General features: G+C 43.6%; 20 protein-coding genes. 11 read left to right on the top strand and 9 right to left on the bottom strand.

Translation table 11 applies throughout. From position 1 onward, the window contains the following. Window positions 1-6 precede the first annotated feature (6 nt). The 3 genes from Q0R52_RS18560 to Q0R52_RS18550 are packed head-to-tail and all read right to left on the bottom strand — an operon-like array spanning window position 7 to window position 2,576. Complete coding sequence (locus Q0R52_RS18560; RefSeq protein ID WP_252789318.1) at window positions 7-1,155, bottom strand: beta-ketoacyl-ACP synthase III; 1,149 nt, start codon at window positions 1,153-1,155, stop codon at window positions 7-9. A gap of 11 nt (window positions 1,156-1,166) precedes the next feature. Next, on the bottom strand, window positions 1,167-2,069 hold the full coding sequence (locus tag Q0R52_RS18555; protein WP_295796914.1) for a hypothetical protein: 903 nt from the start codon (window positions 2,067-2,069) through the stop codon (window positions 1,167-1,169). Window positions 2,070-2,081: 12 nt separating this feature from the next. Beyond that, window positions 2,082-2,576: a hypothetical protein gene (locus Q0R52_RS18550; RefSeq protein ID WP_295796912.1), complete on the bottom strand. Its 495-nt coding sequence runs from the start codon at window positions 2,574-2,576 to the stop codon at window positions 2,082-2,084. Between the two features lie 255 nt (window positions 2,577-2,831). On the opposite strand from Q0R52_RS18550, the gene Q0R52_RS18545 reads away from it, so the two are divergent. The 5 genes from Q0R52_RS18545 to Q0R52_RS18525 are packed head-to-tail and all read left to right on the top strand — an operon-like array spanning window position 2,832 to window position 6,338. Beyond that, window positions 2,832-3,647, top strand: a complete 816-nt coding sequence (locus Q0R52_RS18545) for an SDR family oxidoreductase (RefSeq protein ID WP_295796910.1) — start codon at window positions 2,832-2,834, stop codon at window positions 3,645-3,647. Between the two features lie 17 nt (window positions 3,648-3,664). Next, window positions 3,665-4,132, top strand: a complete 468-nt coding sequence (locus Q0R52_RS18540; RefSeq protein WP_295796908.1) for a hydroxymyristoyl-ACP dehydratase — start codon at window positions 3,665-3,667, stop codon at window positions 4,130-4,132. Then, window positions 4,125-5,402: a beta-ketoacyl-[acyl-carrier-protein] synthase family protein gene (locus Q0R52_RS18535; RefSeq protein ID WP_295796906.1), complete on the top strand. Its 1,278-nt coding sequence runs from the start codon at window positions 4,125-4,127 to the stop codon at window positions 5,400-5,402. Before Q0R52_RS18540 ends, Q0R52_RS18535 begins: the two co-directional genes overlap by 8 nt. Window position 5,403: 1 nt before the next feature. Next, complete coding sequence (locus Q0R52_RS18530) at window positions 5,404-5,661, top strand: acyl carrier protein (RefSeq protein WP_295796904.1); 258 nt, start codon at window positions 5,404-5,406, stop codon at window positions 5,659-5,661. Then, the gene (locus tag Q0R52_RS18525; protein ID WP_295796902.1) at window positions 5,658-6,338 is read left to right on the top strand and encodes a 4'-phosphopantetheinyl transferase superfamily protein; all 681 of its coding nucleotides are present in this window, start codon (window positions 5,658-5,660) and stop codon (window positions 6,336-6,338) included. Before Q0R52_RS18530 ends, Q0R52_RS18525 begins: the two co-directional genes overlap by 4 nt. A gap of 189 nt (window positions 6,339-6,527) precedes the next feature. On the opposite strand, the gene Q0R52_RS18520 is transcribed toward Q0R52_RS18525, so the two are convergent. The 3 genes from Q0R52_RS18520 to fbp all read right to left on the bottom strand — a co-directional run bounded on the left by Q0R52_RS18520 (window position 6,528) and on the right by fbp (window position 10,366). Beyond that, window positions 6,528-7,913: a PAS domain-containing sensor histidine kinase gene (locus Q0R52_RS18520; protein WP_295796900.1), complete on the bottom strand. Its 1,386-nt coding sequence runs from the start codon at window positions 7,911-7,913 to the stop codon at window positions 6,528-6,530. Between the two features lie 179 nt (window positions 7,914-8,092). Further along, window positions 8,093-9,313: a DUF1015 family protein gene (locus Q0R52_RS18515; RefSeq protein ID WP_295796898.1), complete on the bottom strand. Its 1,221-nt coding sequence runs from the start codon at window positions 9,311-9,313 to the stop codon at window positions 8,093-8,095. Between the two features lie 9 nt (window positions 9,314-9,322). Continuing rightward, window positions 9,323-10,366, bottom strand: coding sequence for a class 1 fructose-bisphosphatase (gene fbp, locus Q0R52_RS18510; RefSeq protein ID WP_295796897.1), 1,044 nt, complete (start codon window positions 10,364-10,366; stop codon window positions 9,323-9,325). 183 nt (window positions 10,367-10,549) lie between these two features. Between fbp and Q0R52_RS18505 the strand changes: the two genes are divergently transcribed. Then, window positions 10,550-10,780, top strand: coding sequence for a hypothetical protein (locus Q0R52_RS18505; RefSeq protein ID WP_295796894.1), 231 nt, complete (start codon window positions 10,550-10,552; stop codon window positions 10,778-10,780). Between the two features lie 130 nt (window positions 10,781-10,910). On the opposite strand, the gene Q0R52_RS18500 is transcribed toward Q0R52_RS18505, so the two are convergent. Beyond that, a complete protein-coding gene (locus Q0R52_RS18500; RefSeq protein ID WP_295796892.1) occupies window positions 10,911-13,124 on the bottom strand; it encodes a glycoside hydrolase N-terminal domain-containing protein in 2,214 nt (737 codons plus the stop codon). A gap of 319 nt (window positions 13,125-13,443) precedes the next feature. Further along, entirely contained in the window at window positions 13,444-13,806 is a 363-nt protein-coding gene (locus tag Q0R52_RS18495; RefSeq protein ID WP_295796891.1) for a hypothetical protein, read from the bottom strand. Window positions 13,807-14,579: 773 nt separating this feature from the next. Between Q0R52_RS18495 and Q0R52_RS18490 the strand changes: the two genes are divergently transcribed. The 5 genes from Q0R52_RS18490 to Q0R52_RS18470 all read left to right on the top strand — a co-directional run bounded on the left by Q0R52_RS18490 (window position 14,580) and on the right by Q0R52_RS18470 (window position 19,073). Then, window positions 14,580-15,371: a hypothetical protein gene (locus Q0R52_RS18490; protein ID WP_295796889.1), complete on the top strand. Its 792-nt coding sequence runs from the start codon at window positions 14,580-14,582 to the stop codon at window positions 15,369-15,371. Window positions 15,372-15,699: 328 nt separating this feature from the next. Further along, window positions 15,700-17,823 (top strand): hypothetical protein, encoded by a 2,124-nt coding sequence (locus Q0R52_RS18485; RefSeq protein ID WP_295796888.1) that lies wholly within the window; start codon window positions 15,700-15,702, stop codon window positions 17,821-17,823. A gap of 38 nt (window positions 17,824-17,861) precedes the next feature. Further along, window positions 17,862-18,443 carry a DUF4468 domain-containing protein gene (locus Q0R52_RS18480; RefSeq protein WP_295796886.1) on the top strand — a complete coding sequence of 194 codons (582 nt, stop codon included), beginning with the start codon at window positions 17,862-17,864 and terminating at the stop codon, window positions 18,441-18,443. 227 nt (window positions 18,444-18,670) lie between these two features. Next, a complete protein-coding gene (locus Q0R52_RS18475; RefSeq protein WP_295796884.1) occupies window positions 18,671-18,910 on the top strand; it encodes a hypothetical protein in 240 nt (79 codons plus the stop codon). 10 nt (window positions 18,911-18,920) lie between these two features. Then, the gene (locus Q0R52_RS18470; RefSeq protein WP_295796883.1) at window positions 18,921-19,073 is read left to right on the top strand and encodes a hypothetical protein; all 153 of its coding nucleotides are present in this window, start codon (window positions 18,921-18,923) and stop codon (window positions 19,071-19,073) included. A 117-nt stretch (window positions 19,074-19,190) separates the two neighbouring features. On the opposite strand, the gene Q0R52_RS18465 is transcribed toward Q0R52_RS18470, so the two are convergent. Further along, on the bottom strand, window positions 19,191-20,375 hold the full coding sequence (locus Q0R52_RS18465) for a site-specific integrase (protein WP_295796882.1): 1,185 nt from the start codon (window positions 20,373-20,375) through the stop codon (window positions 19,191-19,193). Between the last annotated feature and the right edge of the window lie 177 nt (window positions 20,376-20,552).

Here is a 20,552-nt window from a genome sequence, read left to right as displayed (position 1 = left end):
GTCTACTTAGCAAACAGTGAGCATAGCGTACATATACGAGAATCGCGCGCTTTCAGGAACAAGACAAAGAATTTTCTCACCTTTCTTTAAACGACCGCTTTTAAACAGTTCGTCAATCATCAGGTAAATTGATGCTGCGCCCACGTTACCTACAGTATAAAGGTTGATAAACCATTTTTCGTAAGGGATGCCGCCTCCATAAATCTCAATCATGTCGTAAATCTTGCTCTTGAAGAAGTTACTGCTGATGTGCGGTAAAAAGTAGTCTATATCGTCAACACCAAGCCCTTTTTTCTCAAATATCTCTTTTATTTTTCTGCCCCCAAGCGGAACAATATTATCACTCAATAAAGTAATATCCTGTTTTACGCTGAAGATAGATTTGGTCATAATCTCTTCGGGCGTATAATCCATAAAGCCTTTTAAGGTACCGTCTTCCTGCTTTTCGCCGCCCATATACATGCAGGTGGCCATTTCGTTTGCGTAGGATACGCCTTCGATCCATTCAACACGTAATGACAAGCCTTCTTCGTTTGGTTTATCCGTCATTAAAAATGCCGATGCGCCATCGCTTAGCATCCATCTTAAAAAATCCTTTTGAAAAGCAATGAAAGGGTTTTCTTCCATCTCTTTCAGTTTCTGCGCTTCTTCTTCAAAAACTTCAGAGACCAACAAACCTGAAAACCGCTCCGAACCGGTTGCAACCGCCTTTGTAACCTCGCCAGATTTAATAGCCAGGTAAGCATATTTTAAAGCATGCATACCCGCGCAGCAAACACCTGACGGTGATACCACTTCTATTCCCCCAACTTCGGGTATCCAGCCATGGGTCATTACGCCGTGGCTTGGCATCATCTGGTCGGGCGATGAAGTACCGCATGAAAGCAATTCGAGGCCTTTCATTTTTTCGGGGTCGTTATCAAATAAAGCCCTTACCGCTTCGGCAGTCATCTGGGCATTGGTATGGGTAGATTTGTGATCCTTATCAAGCGCATAATAACGGTTTACTATACCATTGTTGCGCAGCACAATTTTTTTCGATTTTGATGGTCTATTATCAATATACCCCAGGTACTGCTCCATTTCGTCGTTCGAAACAGGCTCGTTTGGGAAAAACGCAGCGGTATGGTTGATATAAACTTTGGTATCAGACATTTTAGGGAATCTTAATTTATTACTTGTAAGTATTTTAATTTATTACGTTTAATTCGTTTTGACGAAAAAGGTTTTAAAAATATTGCATCGAGCGTTAATAAAACAGGCGCGCCCAAAAATAATGCAACAAAAAGATAATATTTAAATGCGCTGAGCCAGGGCGTGCGGTTCTTCCGTCCTGCAATAATCTTTGCCCACACAGCAAATATCGGTTTGGCCCGTGCCTCAATAAACATCAGTTTATAGTTAATTTCGACGGCTTTTTGGGCTATTAACTCGTCCTGCAAGGTGTCCCAGTTGCCATTTTTAAGATGACTGGCTACCGTTGCGCCGTATACAACTGTTGTGGCAATATCCTGTTCTGAAACACCGGGTTTGGGGAAGATATTCAAATACCTGTCTTTTTTGCCGGTTAGCATCCAGTAAAAAATAGTTACAAAACTTATCGGATTTGGGTGCTTGTCCAGCAACGCTATGTTGCCCCTTAAATTCGCCCCTGCATCCTTTATCATCTTCCGCACCCTAACGTAGGAGTTAATCCACATATTACGCCCCGCGCTTATCGTTACTACGGGCGTATCTTTTATTATCGCCTTAAACTCATCACTTTGCAGCAAGGAGTTTGTCGGGATGCTTGGAGATAAAAACCAGGGCTGATAGCCTAAAACAACCAGGTCGTAATTAGTTTCCTTTAAATTTAAGGGCTCTATTGGCTCCGGAATCCCCAACACACAGGAGGGCATAACCGAAAAAAAGCTTTTGCCCGTCCAGGGGAATTCGTAACCGTTCACCAGCTTCACCTGTACTTTTTCGACAGATGCGCCGGCTTCAACAAGCGGGGCGGTAAACGTGTCAATAATTTCTCCCATCTGGCCCGATTGGGTATAGTAAATTGCCAGGACTTTTTTACTCATTGGGGCACAAAGTTACAATTCTTCCGCATGCAGAACTTTTGATTTTTTACAATAATCTCTGATAGCATGCTGCACCGATTCAGGCAGGCTTTTGAAATTCTTCAGCACAATTGCTTTGTCTTTTTCAATATCATAATGATACTTTACAATTTTTGGCGCGTGCTCTTCAATAGCTAACCGCAAAAAATGGTATTCAGTATTATCATTGTCTGCCAACAATGCCGTTTCTAATTTTATCCGGCCGGCCTTAAAGAATTTCAGCTTTTGCCCCGGTACCGCTACCTTGTCTGCCTTACGCATCAACAGGGCGCCTTCGTATCCTTCTTTATTTGGCGATGATGATGCTTGTACAATTTCAATCTGGCTGTTTATAGCGGTTAAATTGCCTTCATCCATCACTTTATAAAATTCGGCCTTTTCAAATTTTTGCTGGGCAGATGTTGTTTTGGCAAACCCGGCAATCAACAGGAAAACAAAGAGCGCTTTCCATTTATAAACAATTTTCATAGCTATCAAACATAAATAAAATATAAGTTTCGGCAACTCAATTAAATGCAAAAATTGGCGGTTTGCCAAAATCCACCATAATTGTTACTGACATGTAACATACAAGCCCGCCAATTGTTATAATATATGTAATACATACACTATATTTAAGCTATTTTTGCTTACTTTGACGGCTAATTAAGGAGTATTGCACCCAATAAGTTAACGTTAACATAACAAAGACAGGTTAAAACTGCAAAGGTTTAAGGAGTTTTAATGGATAAACATCTACAATTTAAAGATTTATGGGCGGTTATTTTGGGTGGTTCGGGTGGATTCGGCTTTGCCGCGGCCGAAAAACTGGCCACACACGGCATGAACGTAGCTGTTATTTACCGCGAGAATAAAGCTGCCGATAAAGCCCTTAAAGAACAACTCCTTCAAATTGCGCAATCCAATTCAGTAAAAATTTTACCATACAACATTAATGCGTTGGATGCGACAGCAAGGGAATCCTTTGTAACTGAATTTGCTGCCATAGCTCCTGAAGACAGCGTAAAATTATTGCTTCACAGTATTGCCCGCGGTAATTTAAAACCACTCACCATTAAAGATAATCCAAGCGACGAGGCGTACAACACCCTGTCAATTGACGATATCCAAATGACCACCTATGCCATGAGCAACAGTCTGCTTGATTGGACAAAGTCTATTTTAAATGCCGGCCTCTTTAATAACGACGGGCGCATTATAGGCCTTACCAGCGAAGGTGCACACAAGTACTGGGAAGGTTACGCGGCGGTATCCATCGCGAAGGCATCGCTGGAAAGCCTGGCAAAATACATGGCGGTTGAATTTAGTATTTATGGATTGAAAACCAACATTATACAAGCCGGCGTAACTGCAACCGCATCGCTAAAAATGATCCCGGGGAGCGAGAAATTATTGGTAATGGGCGCTGAACGCAATCCTTTTAAAAGATTGACAAAACCAGATGACGTTGCCGGTGTTATCTACCTGCTGTGTACAGACGAGGCCGCCTGGATAAATGGTTCAATTATTCATGCAGACGGAGGCGAGCACTGCCGGTAGTAAAATTAAATGCATTCATGAACAATCATATATTAAACCATTTACCATATAAATCGTCTTTCCGTTTTGTAGATAATATATCACTGCTGAGTGAAAACGAGGTTAGAGGCGAATACACGCTAAAGCAAGACTCCTTTTTTTATGAGGATCATTTTGCAGGCAATCCGGTAACACCCGGCGTTATTATTACTGAAATTATGGCGCAAATTGGCCTGGTAGTTTTAGGTATATTTTTAATTTTAAAGGAGACGGACTTGAATTTTGACGACGATGAGAATTTATTTCCCCTGCTCACATCAACCGACGTATCCTTTTTTAAGATGGTTTTACCGGGGCAAAAAGTAACAGTGGTTTCTAAAAAACAATATTTTCGCTTCGGCAAATTAAAATGTTATGTGGAGATGCTGGACAGCGAGCACGAATTAGTTGCTAGCGGTATGTTTTCGGGCATTATAAAAAATATCGACTTGAAAAAAAATGGGTAAGCGTGTAGTTGTAACCGGGATGGGTGTAGTATCGCCAAACGGCGTAGGTATCCCGGCTTTTTTACATGCTATACAAAATGGCATATCGGGTATAAAGTTTATGCCACGTTACCAGGAGCTCAATTTTAGTTGCCAGGTTGCGGGTATGCCTGCTTTTGACTGGGAAAGCTTAAAAACAAAAAACTATATCTCTGAAGTCGTTTTTCACGGGCTTAAAGGTACTAACATTGGTTACGGCTTAGTAGCCGCCATGGATGCCTGGGCCGACTCGGGAATGGATTGGGAAACCGAGGAACCGCGCTGGGAGACAGGCTGTGTTTTTGGTAACAGTATTGCCGATACCGAGGCTATGAAAAATGTTATCGCGAAGGTCGACAACAAGGAAGCGAAAAAGCTTGGTTCGCGGGTAGTTGAGCAGGCTATGAATAGCGGGGTAACGTCCTATATTTCGGGCAGATTGGGCCTCGGGAATAAAGTAGTGACCAATTCATCTGCTTGTGCCACAGGCACGCAAGCTATTTTAATGGGCTATGAATTTATAAAAGATGGTTATGCCAAACGGATGCTGGTGGGCAGCACAGAACATGTAGACACCTACGTTTATGGCGCGTTCGACTCGATGCGGGTCCTCTCGCGCAAATTTAACGATACCCCCGAAAAGGCATCGAGGCCAATGAGTATTACGGCTGGTGGCTTTGTGCCTGGTTCAGGGTCGGGTGCGTTGGTGTTGGAGGATTTGGATTTTGCGCTGGAACGCGGCGCGCACATTTACGCCGAGGTTTTGGGCGGTTCGAGCAATTCGGGCGGGCAAAGGCTTGGCGGAACTATGACCGCCGCCAACTCAACCGGCGTTGTAAGGTGTATTACCGAGGCAATGTCAATGGCAGGTGTTGGCCCCGATCAAATTGATTTGATAAGCGGCCATTTGACGGCAACTAATGCCGACAGGCAGGAAATTCAAAACTGGATAACAGCTTTGGGCCGGGGCGGGGATGATTTTCCGCTAACCAACTCATTGAAGTCGATGATAGGCCATTCGCTTAGCGCGGCAGGTTCCATTGAAACTGTGGCATCCATATTGCAGATAGTGCACGGGTTTGTACATCCGAATATAAATTTTGAGGATCCAAACCCCGAGATAGCAAACCTGGTAAGTTTGGAAAAACTGCCGGTTAAAATGATAAAAAAAGAAGTTAACATTGCAGCTAAAGCAAATTTTGGCTTTGGGGATGTGAACTCCTGTTTAATACTAAGTAAATACAACAAATAAAATGACAAGAACGGAAATTTTAGATGAGCTCAAAAAGGTAATTGCGCCCTATACTACTAACAAAGAGATGCTTGCAAGCATCAATGAGCAAACTGACCTCATCAAAGATTTGAAAATCAATTCGGCAAACCTGGTTGATATAATTATAGATGCAGAAGCTAAATATGATATTGAAATTGACTACGATTCGGCAGATAAAATGGTGAATGTAGGCACCTGTATTGATGTGATAAGCGAAAAACTAAATCAAAAGGCATGATTAGTACGGGTAACGATGTTGTAGCACTAAGTGCAATAAACGCTGCCCGCACCAATCAACATAAATTTTACTCCAAAGTACTCACTGACTCCGAAACTCCCCTTTACAACGAGTTCAGTTTAGCTGGAATACCTTTCGAAAATTTTGTGTGGTTATTATGGTCGATAAAAGAATCGGCCTATAAATTCCTGCAAAGACATAATCCCGGTTTGGTTTTTACGCCGGTAAAGTTTGTAGTTGAAGAATTACGCCTACCGTCTGCTTATATCATTGAAAAATTCGATGCTATTACAGAAGAGGGAATTGGATTTAACGGCTATCCGGCCTTAACCGGTATTATCGCGTCTGGAGAAGTTAAGCTCCACTCCTGCTCATTACTGTATGATAAATTAATATCAACGGTAATTAATGACGCCAACGATTTCGAAAATACCTGTTGGGGATTTAAAATAATTTCTGGCACCGCTCATGAAAACCAATCAAAAGAAGTAAGGCATTTTTTAATTGAAAGATTGAATAGGCTGTATGGGGAATTTGATTTTAGGGTGGATAAAAATGAAAATGGCTGCCCCGTATTATTTAAGGAGAACGAGGAAATTGGTATTCCGGTTTCCTTATCACATCACGAAAATATAATTGGTTATTCTTTTATGATTGATGAGCGTGGCGTTTTTTAACCACAAAGACGCTGAGGGTAAACACAGAGAAAACAGAGATTTAAAAAATGGTTTGCCTGCTTGATAGGCTCAGTGTTCCCTGTGCGTCCTCTGTCACTCCGTGGTTATTTTAACCAGCTTTGCTTTTTATACGCCCCTTTGTCCAGCAGCAACGTTATTTTAAATTCCGTCCATTTACCTAATTCGCTTTCAACGCTGGGCCAGCGAGTCGATTGTTGTTATACAATCGGGGTCGGTGTGATCAAAACAATTCAGCAAATCCGACAAGCCCTTGATATTCGCTACCGGCGACCGCAAATTATGCGATATAATGTAGGTAAATTGTTCCAGGTCATTGTTGCGCCTAACCAGGTCGGCAGTAATTTTCTCCCGCTCCAGCTCTGCCATTTTCTTTTCAGTAATGTTCCTGATAAAGACCGACAAGCCCGAAGCTGACGGATAAATATGGTTTTCCTGCCATAGGTTCAAAGGGGCGTAGTAATCCTGGTGGCAAATGTATTGCTGCTTTTTCATGGCCGCGTTAAAGGCCTTGTGGGTGTGTGAGCCGACTGCTTTCGGGAAAACTTCCCATACGTTGCGCCCTATCAAAGATTCGGGAGTACAGCCCAGCATTTCGCCGATTTTTTTATTGGCATAGGTATAGCAAAAGTTGGTATCCAGCGCTATAAAGCCGTCAGTAATGCTTTCTAATATATTTTCCACCTGCGCAGTTTTTTTTCTTATTTCTTCCTCAGCATTTTTCCGCCCGGTTATGTCCCTGAAATTGCAAACAATGGCTGAAATGCTTTTGTCGTTAAGCATATTGGTAAAAATACACTCAACCCATAAGTAGTGCCCGTTTTTGTGCATCACCCTAAAGCTGCACACCATTGGTACACTTGGGTTTAGCAATAAGTCGGTAAACAACTGCTCTACCAGTTCTTTCTCATCCGGATGAATGAGTCCAGTAAATTCATAACCGTCGCGGGCCGTGTTGCTCCAGCCCGTTATCCCTTCCGACGATATGCTGCGGTAAATAATATGCCGGTTTTGGTCGAACAGGGTAATGCCGTCATAACTATTTTCAATCAGTTTGCGAAAACGCAGTTCGTTGGTTATTATTTTTTTGGTGTTTTCACGCACGCGCTTTTCCAGTTCGGCATTCAGTTCTTCGCGCCGTTGGTCCTGCAGCTTACGCTCGGTAATGTCTCTCACAATTATTGCAAAACCAGTCAAATGCCCTGCATCGTTGTAAACTGTAGTAAAAACCACGTTTGCCCAAAATGCCGACCCATCTTTACGCACCCGCCATCCTTCGCTTTCAAACGAACTAAACGTCAACGCCTTGTTCAGGTGATTGCGCGGTTCGTTATTCTCAGCATCTTTTGCGGTGTAAAAAATGGTTATGTGCTTGCCAATGATCTCATCCTCGCGGTAAGTCATAATGTTGGTTGCACCAGGGTTCCAGCTCATTAGGCAGCCGTTGGGGTCAATCATAAAAATGGCGTAATCTTTTACGTTTGCTACAAGCAGGCGAAAAAGTTTTTCGTCGACACTTTGGTTTAATGATGGCGGTTCGGGACTGTAGTTTTGCAAAATTGTGATAAGGTTTAGGTTAAAGTATTTATAGAGCAGCGATTTAGTATTCTTTTGTTTAAGAACATATCAATTAATGAATGGTTAAATTTAGAAACTAAAAACCTGTAGCGCAACGGGTATTATAACGGTATTTGCAGGGGGTGAAATAACGGTGCGAAACGGGTGAAATAACGGGGTTAACTATGCCTGAACATTAAAAGGCCATATGGCACCTTTGGCGTAATCCACGTCGACTTAGGGGGTAATATCTCACCGGCATCGGCTACTTTAAGCAACTGCTCAACAGAAAGCGGACAAAGTGTAAACACCACTGCTTGCGGGTGTTCCTCCAGCAAGGCTTGTATTTCTTCAATAGCTTTATCGCCGCCAATGCATTTTAAACGGGTGTCGGCCCCAGGATCAGTGATGCCAAATATTGGGGCCAAAACCTGGTTTTGAAGTATCGATACGTCAAGGCTATCAGCATTTTCCCCGGTAGGCGGTTTAATCGGCGCCAGGCTAAACCAGCGGCCCGCCAGGTGCATTCCCATTTGGGTTTTCTCCTTCGGCTGCAAAGGCTTGTTACCGTGTATCCGCTTAGCATCAAAATTTTCCATTATCCTATCCAGTACTTCGTGTTTGTCTATCGCCTTCGCAGGTAATACCACACGGTCATATTCCTGCATCCGTAATTGGTCGGTAGCCATATAAAGCGATGTGATGGTATCAAACACCGGTAAGCCGGCAGCCTGTTGTTCCTGCGCCAGCATCCTGGCCGATTTAAGCCGATGATGCCCGTCGGCAACATACACTACATCCACTTGTGCAAAAGCGTCTGTAAGTTTTTTAATTGTCGCCTCATCCTCAATTTTCCAAAGCCTGTGGAAAGCTTCGCGATTGCCAAAACTTGTTTTTTTCGTTTTCTCCCTGGTTTCGGCAATTATCCGGTTTATTACCATACTTGGCGGATAGGTTAATAAGACCGGATTACCTTCCAACCCGGTATGTTGCCTGTAGTTTTTCAGCCTGCGCACACTGTCGTCAAGGGTAAGCTCGTGTATTTTCACCTTGCCAGTCGTATAATCCGCCAAACCGGTGAGCGCCCAAATGCCGGTCTGGCGGTAGTTTTTATGTGCTATTTCATAAACGTATATGCCGGGTTTTGCCTCCTGCCAAAGCCTGTTGTTACTTAGCAAACTTTGGAGCTTGTTCTTCACCTCTTCAAAAGCGTCCGCCTGTAGTTCGGGTATTTCGGGCCTTTGCCTTGCAACAGTTTCTAACAAAGTTTTAAGCGGTGGTAGTGCCCCACTTTTGTTTAAATTGCCAGCTACTGATTCGGCCTGCATGGTGGTAAACACTAACTGGTCGGCGTAAACCGGGCTGGGCCTAATGGCGCTAAATGGGTAAATATTTGCCATGTACCGGTTTTAAAAAGCGTTTGCCATTTCGTGTTCTTTAACATCCGGTAATAATTCTCCGGCCATAAAACTCTCCGCCTTGCGAACCATTTGCTCAGAGCCGATGAAAATTGGCGAACGCTGATGCAATTCAGTCACATCGATGTCCAATATCCGGGAAGCGCCGTTGGTGGCCCTTCCCCCTGCCTGCTCTATTAAAAAGGCCATGGGGTTGCACTCATAAACCAATCGCAGCTTGCCGTTAGGTGCCGAAGCTGTAACCGGGTAAATAAATATACCGCCCTTTATTAAATTGCGATGAATATCAGCCACCATTGAACCGATATAACGTGATGAATATGGCCTGCTGGTGGCTTTATCCTCTACCTGGCAATATTTAATATACCGCTTAACCCCTTGCGGAAAGTGGACATAGTTACCCTCGTTTATGGAGTAGATAAGCCCGCTTTCAGGCATTTGCATGTTTGGGTGCGACAGGCAAAATTCACCAATCGAGGGATCAAGTGTGAAGCCATTTACGCCCTTACCAGTGGTGTACACCAGCATGGTTGATGAGCCGTATATTACGTAGCCAGCTGCCACCTGTGCTGTTCCGTTTTGGAGCACATCGTCAATAGTAGCGGGGCCGTCTATCGAACGCCTGCGATAAATAGAAAAAATAGTACCAACCGGTACATTTACGTCGATGTTCGATGATCCGTCCAATGGGTCGATAGCGACGATGTAGTTCGCATTTTTTGAAACATCGGTATCCAGGCGGATGATGTCTTCATTTTCTTCGGATGCTACAATGCAGCATTCGCCACCGCTTTTTAATGCCGATATAAACTGTTCATTAGCATATACATCAAGTTTTTGCTGGCTCTCACCCTGTATGTTGGTGCTGCCTGCATTGCCTAAAATGTCCATTAAACCGGCCTTGTTAACCTCGCGGTTAACAATTTTGGCGGCAATGCCAATATCGCGCAGCAAGCGTGAAAGCTCACCTTTGGCATAAGGAAAATCGGCCTGTTTTTCAATAATAAATTGCCCTAAAGTCATGAAGTTTTTCATAGGCTTAGTGTATAATATACATAAATATTAGATATAGTTTACGGGCGAAGATAAGCAGATAACATGCCAAAAAACAAAAATTTAAAGCAAAATAATGCTAACAGTTTGTAATTTATGACGTGTTAAATAAACACTAAGTGTATTTAAATAAAAACTAAATATTTGGTTTAAATGATTTAAAAGGTGATTAAACAGAAAAACGGGGGTGAAATTTTCCTCCACAAAATATTGTCAAAAAAGTGGCCCTTAAAAACAAAGAATATTGCGTTTGCAACAAATGTTGCGGATTTTGGGCCAGCTGTAAAATGCACGGCGCAAAAACTGCCTCACAAAATCCATAAAACAGCAAAGCCTCCGGGCAATCCAGGAGGCTTTATTACAAAAAGTATCTCTTCTGAAAATGACTTTAGATAGTCTCCTAAGCTCCCATAGCACCGGTCTTAACTTCGCCGGCCCGCTTGTAACTAGCAAAGATCACCCCGCCCGGCGTAACCAAACTCTCCGTTAATGTAAATGCCCTTGGAAACATATTTGAAATTGGTGCTCATTTCAACCGTTCCGATAAAACTTCTTTGAGCTGACCATTTACCCGGAGCTTTACCTTTTCAGGTTTTTCAGAGTAAATTTGATAAAAGATAACTTTGCCATTAGCCCATTTGCAGTTAATTGTAAATCCGCCGCGTGCCTTAAGTCCATAAAAGGCTCCTTCAATTGCCCAATTTTTGGGAATAGCTGGCAACAGTTGTATTTCCCCTGCCTGGCTTTGCAAAAGCATTTCGGCAATTGCGCCGCTTATACCGAAATTACCATCCATTTGAAAAGGGGGATGACTGGTAAAGAGGTTGGGCAGGGTATTGTAGGTAAGTAACCCTCTAATCATCATGCCCGCGTTTTCGCCATCTCCTAAACGAGCCCATAATGCACAACGCCAGGGCCATGTCCATGACCTCCTGCTATCGCCCACTGTTGATTCAAGGGTGAATGGTGTATTAATATTTTTCCCATAGTTACCACTCCTGCTCCGCAGTGCAATAATCGCCGCTTTAGCAAGTTTGGGTGTTTCGTTTAAGCTAATTTGACGTCCCGGATACACAGCAAACAGGTGCGATGTATGACGATGCTGATCGTCGGGGTCATCCCTGTCGGCTTGCCATTCCTGCAGCTGCCCCCAGTTGCCAATTTTGTTGGGAGCAAGATGAGCCTGCATGTTTGCAATTTTTTTCTGATAATCAACATCAATGCCCAGTGCTTTAGCAGCCTCTGTATAATTTTGAAAAAGGTCCCATACCAGTTGCTGGTCGTGCATCACGCCATCTTCCCGCGGGCCGTGTTCCGGCGACCATCCGTTGGGCACCATTAATGTGCCATCGGGCATTACTTTCAACCGATCTTCCCAATACTGGCAAATTTCTTTTAGTATGGGGTAAGCAGTATTTTTAAGGTAGGCTTTATCATTCGTAAATGCCCAATGTTCAAAAACATGGTGTGCATACCAGGCACTTGCGGGGATATTCCATTCCCAGCCATTGCCGCCAAAAATACTCTGACTTGTACGCGCTGTCCATCCCCTGGTGTTTTGCCCAAATGCCTTACGCGTTGCAATTCTGCAGGCTTCCTCCGCTGCAACAATAAAATCAATCAGAGGGAGATGACATTCAGATAAATTCGTGGATTCGGCCGACCAGTAGTTCATTTGGATGTTGATATTGTTATGATAATCACTGGCCCAGGGTGGTGTGTTGCTATTATTCCACAAGCCCTGTAAATTGGCCGGTAAACCACCCGGACGGGAAGAACTTATTAACAGGTACCGGCCATATTGAAACATGGCTTCCTCCAAACCAGGGTCATTGCCTCCTGATGCATATTTTTTCAACCGAATATCGGTGGGGAGCGCCAGCAACTCAGGGCCTGTTTTGCCAATCACAATTGTGGCAGCCCCAGTTAAACGGGTTATATCCTTTATATGCCGGTCCAGCAATTTTTGATAGCCAAACTGAGATGCTGTCTTCTGTTCCTGTTGAATTAATGGCATAGGGTCGGTACTGCGCCAATCCGATCGATAGTCAGGCTTGTAATTCGTTCGCGCATCCAGGTAAATAAGTAGCGAACTACAGTTTTTAAATATTAAAGTGTTGCCTTCATGCGTTACAACACCACCCTGGTGTTCAACTCTTATCCTTGCTGCGTACTTCAAATGGTTCGGCATCTCGCCTGCGAAACTTAGTTCACCGTTATTTGCGATACTGACTGCTCCCTGGGCCGAAGCCAGGGCAATACTTCCAGACAGCGCTGCATTTTTACCGGCGGTATATTTAAAAACCATCATCTGATCGGGCTTGCTCGCAAACGCCTCCCGCTCAAAACGTACACCGTTTATACTAAATGAGGTAGTATGAACACCTGTAGAGATATTCAACATTCGCCGGTATGCTGCGGCAGTATCGGCATGATCAAAATTAATAACAACTTCGCCGAAGTTGCGGTAAGAACCGAACCCATGGTCGCCGGTTTCATAGTCACCATCCCAATTATTGTCACCACCCCAAAGGCTTTGTTCGTTAAATTGAATGTGTTCAGTCTTGATGCCGCCAAACAACATTGCGCCCATTCTACCATTTCCAATAGGCAGCGCCTCTGCGTCCCATTTTTTTGCAGGTTGTTTATACCACAACTTACCAGGTTTACCGTCTGTGGCATACGCTCCAGTTGTTGCCAGCAAAACACACACGATGAGTATTGATTTTACGTTTATCATATCTTAGCGTTCAATAAGCTTATTTAGGATCGACTTTGCGATCCCTTATGTGTTGATCACCGGCGATTCGGCCAATTCATCTATTTCAAAAGTATGATACCCTGACTATTATTGATAAGCTATTTTTGCATATCATTAATCATTTTTAGCGGTTAAATAAGTCTTCGCTACCCCGGCTCCGTCCCTGCCGGTTTGTATTCAAATCAGAACCGAAGGATTTGTCGAAAACATTGTTCCTGTCTTAAAATTAAAAATCCTTATAATAAATTGATAGTCAATTTACTACAAGGATTTAATCGTGCTTTATGGATGAAGAGATTTATTTATCAACGGAGCGTTTTAATGTAGTATGAGTCGACCTGGTACCCACGCGCAGGCTTATTGAGTCGCCATCGGCATAGTATCTGCCTATATTTTTAATCTTCATGGTATTGATGTTGGCAGTGAACCATAAGCTATCGCCTTTTATTATGCCATCAGAAATATCGAAGCTACCTATTGAGGAAGTCACCGTACCTGTGAGCGCTGTGCCACCGGTTTTAAAAGTATAAGCTATCGGGAATTCATTGCCATCAGGCCCTTTCAACATGGCAGACCATTTGCCATCAATGCCGGCAAAATATGCGAATGCCGCGCCAAAGGCAAGGATCAAAGCCACCGTTGTAAGTATCTTTCTTTTCATAGTATGAGCGGTTAAATAATTTATTAAATGTAAACATTAATTTGAAAAAGCCCGCGATGTCTGTTGTAACCCGGAGCTCATCCCGTGGTAGATATGATGTGCATGATTGCCTTCGGTTCATAACGTTAGGTTCACGCTCTGCCCGCAGATTAACGGCGGCCCCTGAAAGTAAAAAGCCCCTTAGTAAAACTAAGAGGCTTTATCAGTGCACCCAATTGGGCAATTCTCGAACCATTTCATGGATGATTTAAAAACATTAGCGGCTCTAAATATTAAATAAATTGGATTCACATATAATAGGTTCGTGCCCAGTCTCCGGAGCAAAAACAAACTGTTCCAAATACTACTTATATTATTTAATCTCCAAAAATTGGTTCGAGCCCAGCCTCAGGATCAATGACGGAGGGAAAAACTTTTGTAAATCAGTAATCGGTATTGCTTGTCACACATGATAAAATACAATTAGATTTTACTTATTCGTAAGCTAATAAAAATTAAAAAAATTGCCGGAATATTTTATTTGCAAAAAAAAACTATAACTTTATTTAACCTTAATACTAACATTATCAAAACCTTATACAAAATGAAAAAACTTCAAAACAATATCCGAACATAGGATAATCTACAGTGAATTTTTCACTTTATATTATGTACAATTAGTTTTTTTAAATTATTTGTACCCTCTATATTCTTATTGAAATTTCTCGCGGCATCATTGAAAAATGAGACGATAGTAATACTTGAAAAATCCGAAATATTTAATTTATTAACTAATGCACTATCCAACAGAAAGTAAGGAATTATCGAAACATTTCGCCTTTTTTCAAGGAGGAGAAGGTGAAGGTGAAGGTGAAGGAGAAGGAGAAGGAGAAGGAGAAGGAGAAGGAGAAGGAGAAGGTGAAGGAGAAGGAGAAAATGCAGGAATAGAAAATGGTAGTGTCTATAACGGCGGTGGATATTTTGAAAATGGAAATTTCGTCGGAGTTAGTGTTTTTTCGGCTAATTCTGAAACTCCTTCAACTCCTGCCCCCAATGCAAATGCTCCCGGCTCAGACGATGACGGCTCAGGTACTGGTCCCGGTGGTAATCAGCCTGCTGGACCTCATGGTGGCGGTGACGGACCGGGTGATTCCGGGGGGGCAGGTCCATCAGGTATCAATCCCGGCAATAATATTAACTCCCTCCAAAGCAGCATCGTAAATCAATATTTTGGTGGCAGTTATCAGAATTTTTATAACGGATACAACAATTTCCAGACCTGCGGTGCAGCCAACTGCAATGGGTTCAATCCTAACCAACAAGGGTTTCTTTCAAATGCGCTGGACGCCGGACAAGAACAAGTGAAAGACATCATTAAAGATACACTTCGCGACATACCTATTGAAAAAGGGTTGGCCCTTGGAATTGGCGCGATAGTCGCGAAATATGGTGGAACGATTGGCGAGGCAGCCATTGAAGGCGCAGCAAAAGCCGCCACGTGGGGGATTGGCGTCGAACTTTCGATATTAAATCCTTCAGATATTGACCCGTTTATCAACAGGTCGTATTTGGTGTTTACAAATTAGGTTTGCTGGTCGCTTACCTGCTTTCCCTGTTCACACCGCAATAACCGCTCTTTTCTGGATGCCATTTTTATTCGTCGGGACACCCGCCTGGTATTGTTGCAGGTGACCAGTGATTCCCGATCAGACTGCACCTTCTTATTGTATCCCAATGCGCGGGTTCTTAGAATGTTCCCGGTGTTCAAGGATACTCACAGGGAGTGCATCAAAAGGACGAAAACAATATTACTATTACTACCATTGCTCATCGCAATGCGGATGCCGTTACAAAGCTGAAGATGTCAATGATGCATTTGTAGGTGAACTCAAGAAATATACGCTTGACTCGTCAATGAAGGAGCTGTGCGAGGCTGTGTTGCTTGACGTTTACAATATCCAGGAAACGATTGGCAAATGGATAATTAAGGGAAAGTCGCTAATGGCCGATTTTCTTTCACCCTTTTTAAGTGTGATCGAAGAATTAACTACCACAAAATTTTCGGAGACGCTGGAACATGAGCGGGTTGAGATGAATATGCTCGGCTTACAAATCCAGGACACAAATGTAAAAGGCGATGAACGGGTAAAACTTATTCAAAAGTTTATCGCCCTGGCGCCTGAGCACCTTAAAAACCTGAATGCCGAGAAATCTACCAACCAGGAAATTGCTGCAGCCGTTGAGCGGCTGAATGATTTGTATATCAACCGCATTATCCTGGCAAAAAAGGACGAGGAAATTGAATCGCAAAACGAAAAAACGGCCGATCTGCGAATGAAAAAAATCGAGGCCGAGCGTAACATGCGCGAGGAGATCGTTAAGCTGCACCAAAAATTCCCCGAATTTAAAATGGTTGACGGTACAACTGCAGATAAGCTGGGTGGTTTGTTAAAGCAATACCACGACATGATCGAGGCTGGCCACGGTACCTCGGGCGGAATATTCAGCGCCGACTTCAGCGCAAACCATGCCCTTTCGGAATTCAGGGCCCTGCAGGAATTTGAAGCCGGTATGATGAAAAAGGGCGATGCCATGGTTAAGGCCCGGGCGGACCTGATCAAAGAATTGGGGATTGATGAAACCTTTAAACCTAAAGATGGGGAGAAGCCCCCGGTAACGCCTCCCCAGGGCGGCCCAACTGCCAAGGAAAGTGACGCCGAGGCTAAAAAGCTGGAGGCGCAGAAAAAAGCGCTGGAGGAATACCAAAATCAATTGCGTGACACTCATAGTCAGATCGACGATCTAATTGCCGGCGCCACCAAAGGCACACTGGAAGGTTTGGATGCGCAGCTAAAAGTAATAGATGATAAATACCAAAAGCTTATAGCAAAGCTGCGTGAACTTAATGGCAACAAAAATGCTACGCCTGCAGATAAGGCTGCCAATAATAAACAGATATCGGATTTACAGACTTCTGATACTGCAGCGCAGCTGGTGGCTACTTCAGACGCTGATTTCAAAAACGATATGCAGATTTTGCAGTCTCGGGCCGCAGAAAAGCAGCGGGTGCTCGAACAGCAACGAGCCGATGATTTAATTAGCCAGGAAGGCTACGAGCGACGCAAGAGCGAGCTAGATCAATCATCATACGCCGACGAATATTACCTGGCGGTTTATTATGGGCAAAACACCGTATCTATAGAAAAAAAGCTGGCCGATGCCGAAATAGCCAATAAAAAACGCGCGCACGATCAGGGGCTTAAATTTATAAAGTCGGAGGTGGAGGCCCAGCAGGATGCTTTAAAAGCCAGGCAGGGAATTGAGGGGGCAAAGGCAGGGCTCATGCAATCTGGGTTCGCTTTGGTAAATTCAATCTTCGGTAAAAACAAAGCGCTCATGCTAGCAGAGCTCGCCCTGGAAAAAATTATCGCTATTGGTAAGATAAAAGCTTCTGAAGGCGTGGAGATCGCAGGGTACTTTGCTAAATATGCGCTTGTGCCTGGTGGAGAGTTTATTGCAGCCGGGCTTGCTGCAGCTGCTGACGCCCGGGCTAACCTTTCTATTATTTCGATCATCGCAAGCGGCGTTGCCGAGGCTGTAACTGATTTAGCAGCGGGCAGCAGTGGTTCAGTTCCAAAGCACGCTGATGGCGGTTTCACGGGCCTGGCCACAAGCGATAACCCTGCCGGCTATGTAAATGTGCCGACACTGTTTAATAAAAAGTATATAGCAGGAGAAGCCGGTAGCGAATGGATTGCACCAAACTGGATGCTTAAAAATCCATATACTGCCAATGTAATGGGTGCACTGGAGGCACTTAGGCAGCAAGGCTCGGCTTCGGTACCTGCACATGCAGCAGGTGGTTTTACCGGCAGTGCGCAGCCGGCCAATATGCCGGTGTTTGATTTAGGCCCTGTAGTAGATAAGCTAGCAGCTATAGAGCAAAAGATACAGGATCAGCAAGTTGTTATTGACTATCACTACCTAAAACGCGAAGATGCTAAATATGTGCAGCTTCAGAATAAGAGTAAAGCTTAATTTTTTTTTATAGATTTAGGGCAACCAAACCTAATGGTATGAAGAAATTAATATTCGCGTTCTTTCTGTTACCCCTGTTCTTACAAGCCCAGGACATCATTCCTAATCCGACCGTTTCAATCGATACCGAAAAAAAGGAGATTGTTTATAAGGAAACTGTTGATATGCCTGGCTATTCAAAAGAAGAAATCTATTCGACTTTGCGCGAATGGGTACCCAAGGATTTTTATGTTGCCCAATCTTATATCAGCTACGAGGACTTTAAAGCGGGTAAGATAATTGCACACGCTATGGTTTTCGGTCACCGTCAAGTAGGGCTGTTTAGTCCACCATATTCAATCTCGTTCAATATTTACTTATGGGTAAAAGATGCAAAGTACAAGTATGAAATAGCCGATTTCTTTGTGATATGGGGTTTAAACGGTGATGCATCGCCCGACATGCACTCAGCTGACGTTTATATAACCGACCCTCAGTTTAAAAACAAAAAAGGTGAGTATACCGGGCGGGCCAGGTTGATCTTGTATAATATTGATGGAAATGCCAAAAACACAATTGTGAATTTAAAGTATGCAGTTAAAACAAAAAAATACTCACATAAAATTGATGAAGACTTTTAACATCCCACTTTAATAGTATTGCAAAGCCGCCGAAAAGCGGCTTTTTTTGTGCTTGTAACTCTCAATTACTTTTCGCACGTTTGTAATGCGAAACTATTACTGATATAATCAGTAACCTCTTATTGGATTAAAATAAACCCTGGCGTTCCAGTATCTACTGGTGTATTACCTAATCAGTAATAGTTTCGCAGCCGCCAGGGCTTTTTTCAATTTTAAAAAGTAAAGTCATGCGAGACACTACTACCACCACCCAAGCCCAGGAGCGGCTACAAAGCTCTATCAGTTTTTTTATTGAATCAGTAGATATCACCGAGGCCAGCGAGGGGATATTAACTTTATTGGCCGCCGTGCGCACTGCAGATTTGCCATTGCCGCAACTGGAGCCGATATTCCACACGCTTTCATTGTTAAACGCCATACAGCGCGTGCAACTGCAGCACGTGGCCTGTATATTAAAAATCGCTTAAATTTGTAACCATGCGGGTAGTAAAACAAAAAAGAAGCAATGCGCAGCGGCTGCTCAAGCTTCAGCAAAAAGTAGAATTTTATGATTCCTGGTTAAAGAAACACGCCTTTACCGTGTATCATGATTTAGAAGAAGACTGGATACTTAGCCAGGTAAAGAAATAATTACATCCTTACAAACGCTAAATTACGGTTGTAAGCATTAAAAAGCAGGAAATTTACTGGCTATCAGATTATTACAATCTTACAGAAATTTCCTGCTTTTAACAGCTTCTGCGGCGGTTATAACTTAAACCGTTCATCAAACTTGCCCATCGCCCGTTTCTTTTCCGCATCGCTCATTTTTAAGTAAATGCTGGTCGTCTTCAAACTGCTGTGCCCCATCATTTCGGAGATAAGCTTAATGTGGATGTTCATTTCTACTGCCTGGGTACCAAAGGTATCCCGGGCGCAGTGGTAGGTTAGCCGCTTAAATATGCCCGCGCGGGCGCCGATGATCTTCAGGCGCTCATTAATGTAACCATGGCTAAACTGCGCGAACAGTAACCCGCTGCGTCCCTCTATCAGTTGCAGTGCTATGCGTTGCAGCGGCAACCTTAGCACTTTGCCGGCAGCGCGCCCTTTGTATGGCACAAACACCAGGTCGTTACCTTGTATCATGCTGGAGTGGATCAGGCCCGTGTCGGATATCCTTAGCCCGGTAACACAGCTAAATAAAAACCGGCGCAATATTTCCCGGTCGCAGCTCTCCAGCAGCGGGTGCTTAAACAGCGTTATTAAATTATTGATCTCGTCTCGGTTAAGCGCCACCCGGTCACCGTCAACATAAGCAAAAGAAAAATCCTCATACGGGTTCTTTGCGATCAGGCACTTCCGGACGGCAATTGAAAGATATTTTTTAATGTCCTTGTGATAACCGCAAACCGTGTTGTGGCCTGCTTTGTGCTTGGTGCGTGCCCAGGCATCGAACTTTTCTATGAAATCAAGGTTTAGCCGGCCTATGGGCAAAACTTCCCTTTTATAATATTTTTTTAAGATATTAAGGCTGCACCGGTGCCGGCGCCATGTTGGGTTAACAATCGTATCCTGGTTGTATAACGCGTTCGCGTTCACCTCCATGAACGAGAAAAAGTCCTCGGCCACGTGCATGTTATTAAACTCCTTAACAATATCATCAATCGTGATATCGGTTTTCTCGAGATAACCTGTTAAGGCCATCCGGTGCGCCCTGGTTTTGTATTCGTTTATCTGCAGGTTGAATGGCATCACGTCCGTATCATCAGCGTACCGGGGCAATAGCTGCTGCGTGGTGGCGCTAAAAAATGCCCTTGGCCACTTGATGCCGGTGTACAGGTCCCGCTTGATACGGGCCTGCTGGATCCTGAATAAAACTTTGGATAATCCTGCCGGATTAACCCGGCTGTCAATAACAATGTAGCAAGACAGTCCCGCCCTTGACTTTTTCATAGTTGCGAATCAATAAAATAAAACGACAATAAACTGCGAATCAACAGTGCTGGAAAACACCGTTTAAACCTGCGAATGAGAAAGGCTGCAAAAACTTGCGAATCAAAAAACAGCCTCCACGATATCGTGAGGGCTGTTTTGACTGTTTGAGGTGCGCCCACCTGGGCTCGAACCTAT

The organism is Mucilaginibacter sp., assembly GCF_025359345.1.
Lineage (GTDB): Bacteria > Bacteroidota > Bacteroidia > Sphingobacteriales > Sphingobacteriaceae > Mucilaginibacter.
Note: the sequence above shows the minus strand (reverse complement) of the source record. Positions and strands in the feature narration are given on the sequence as shown.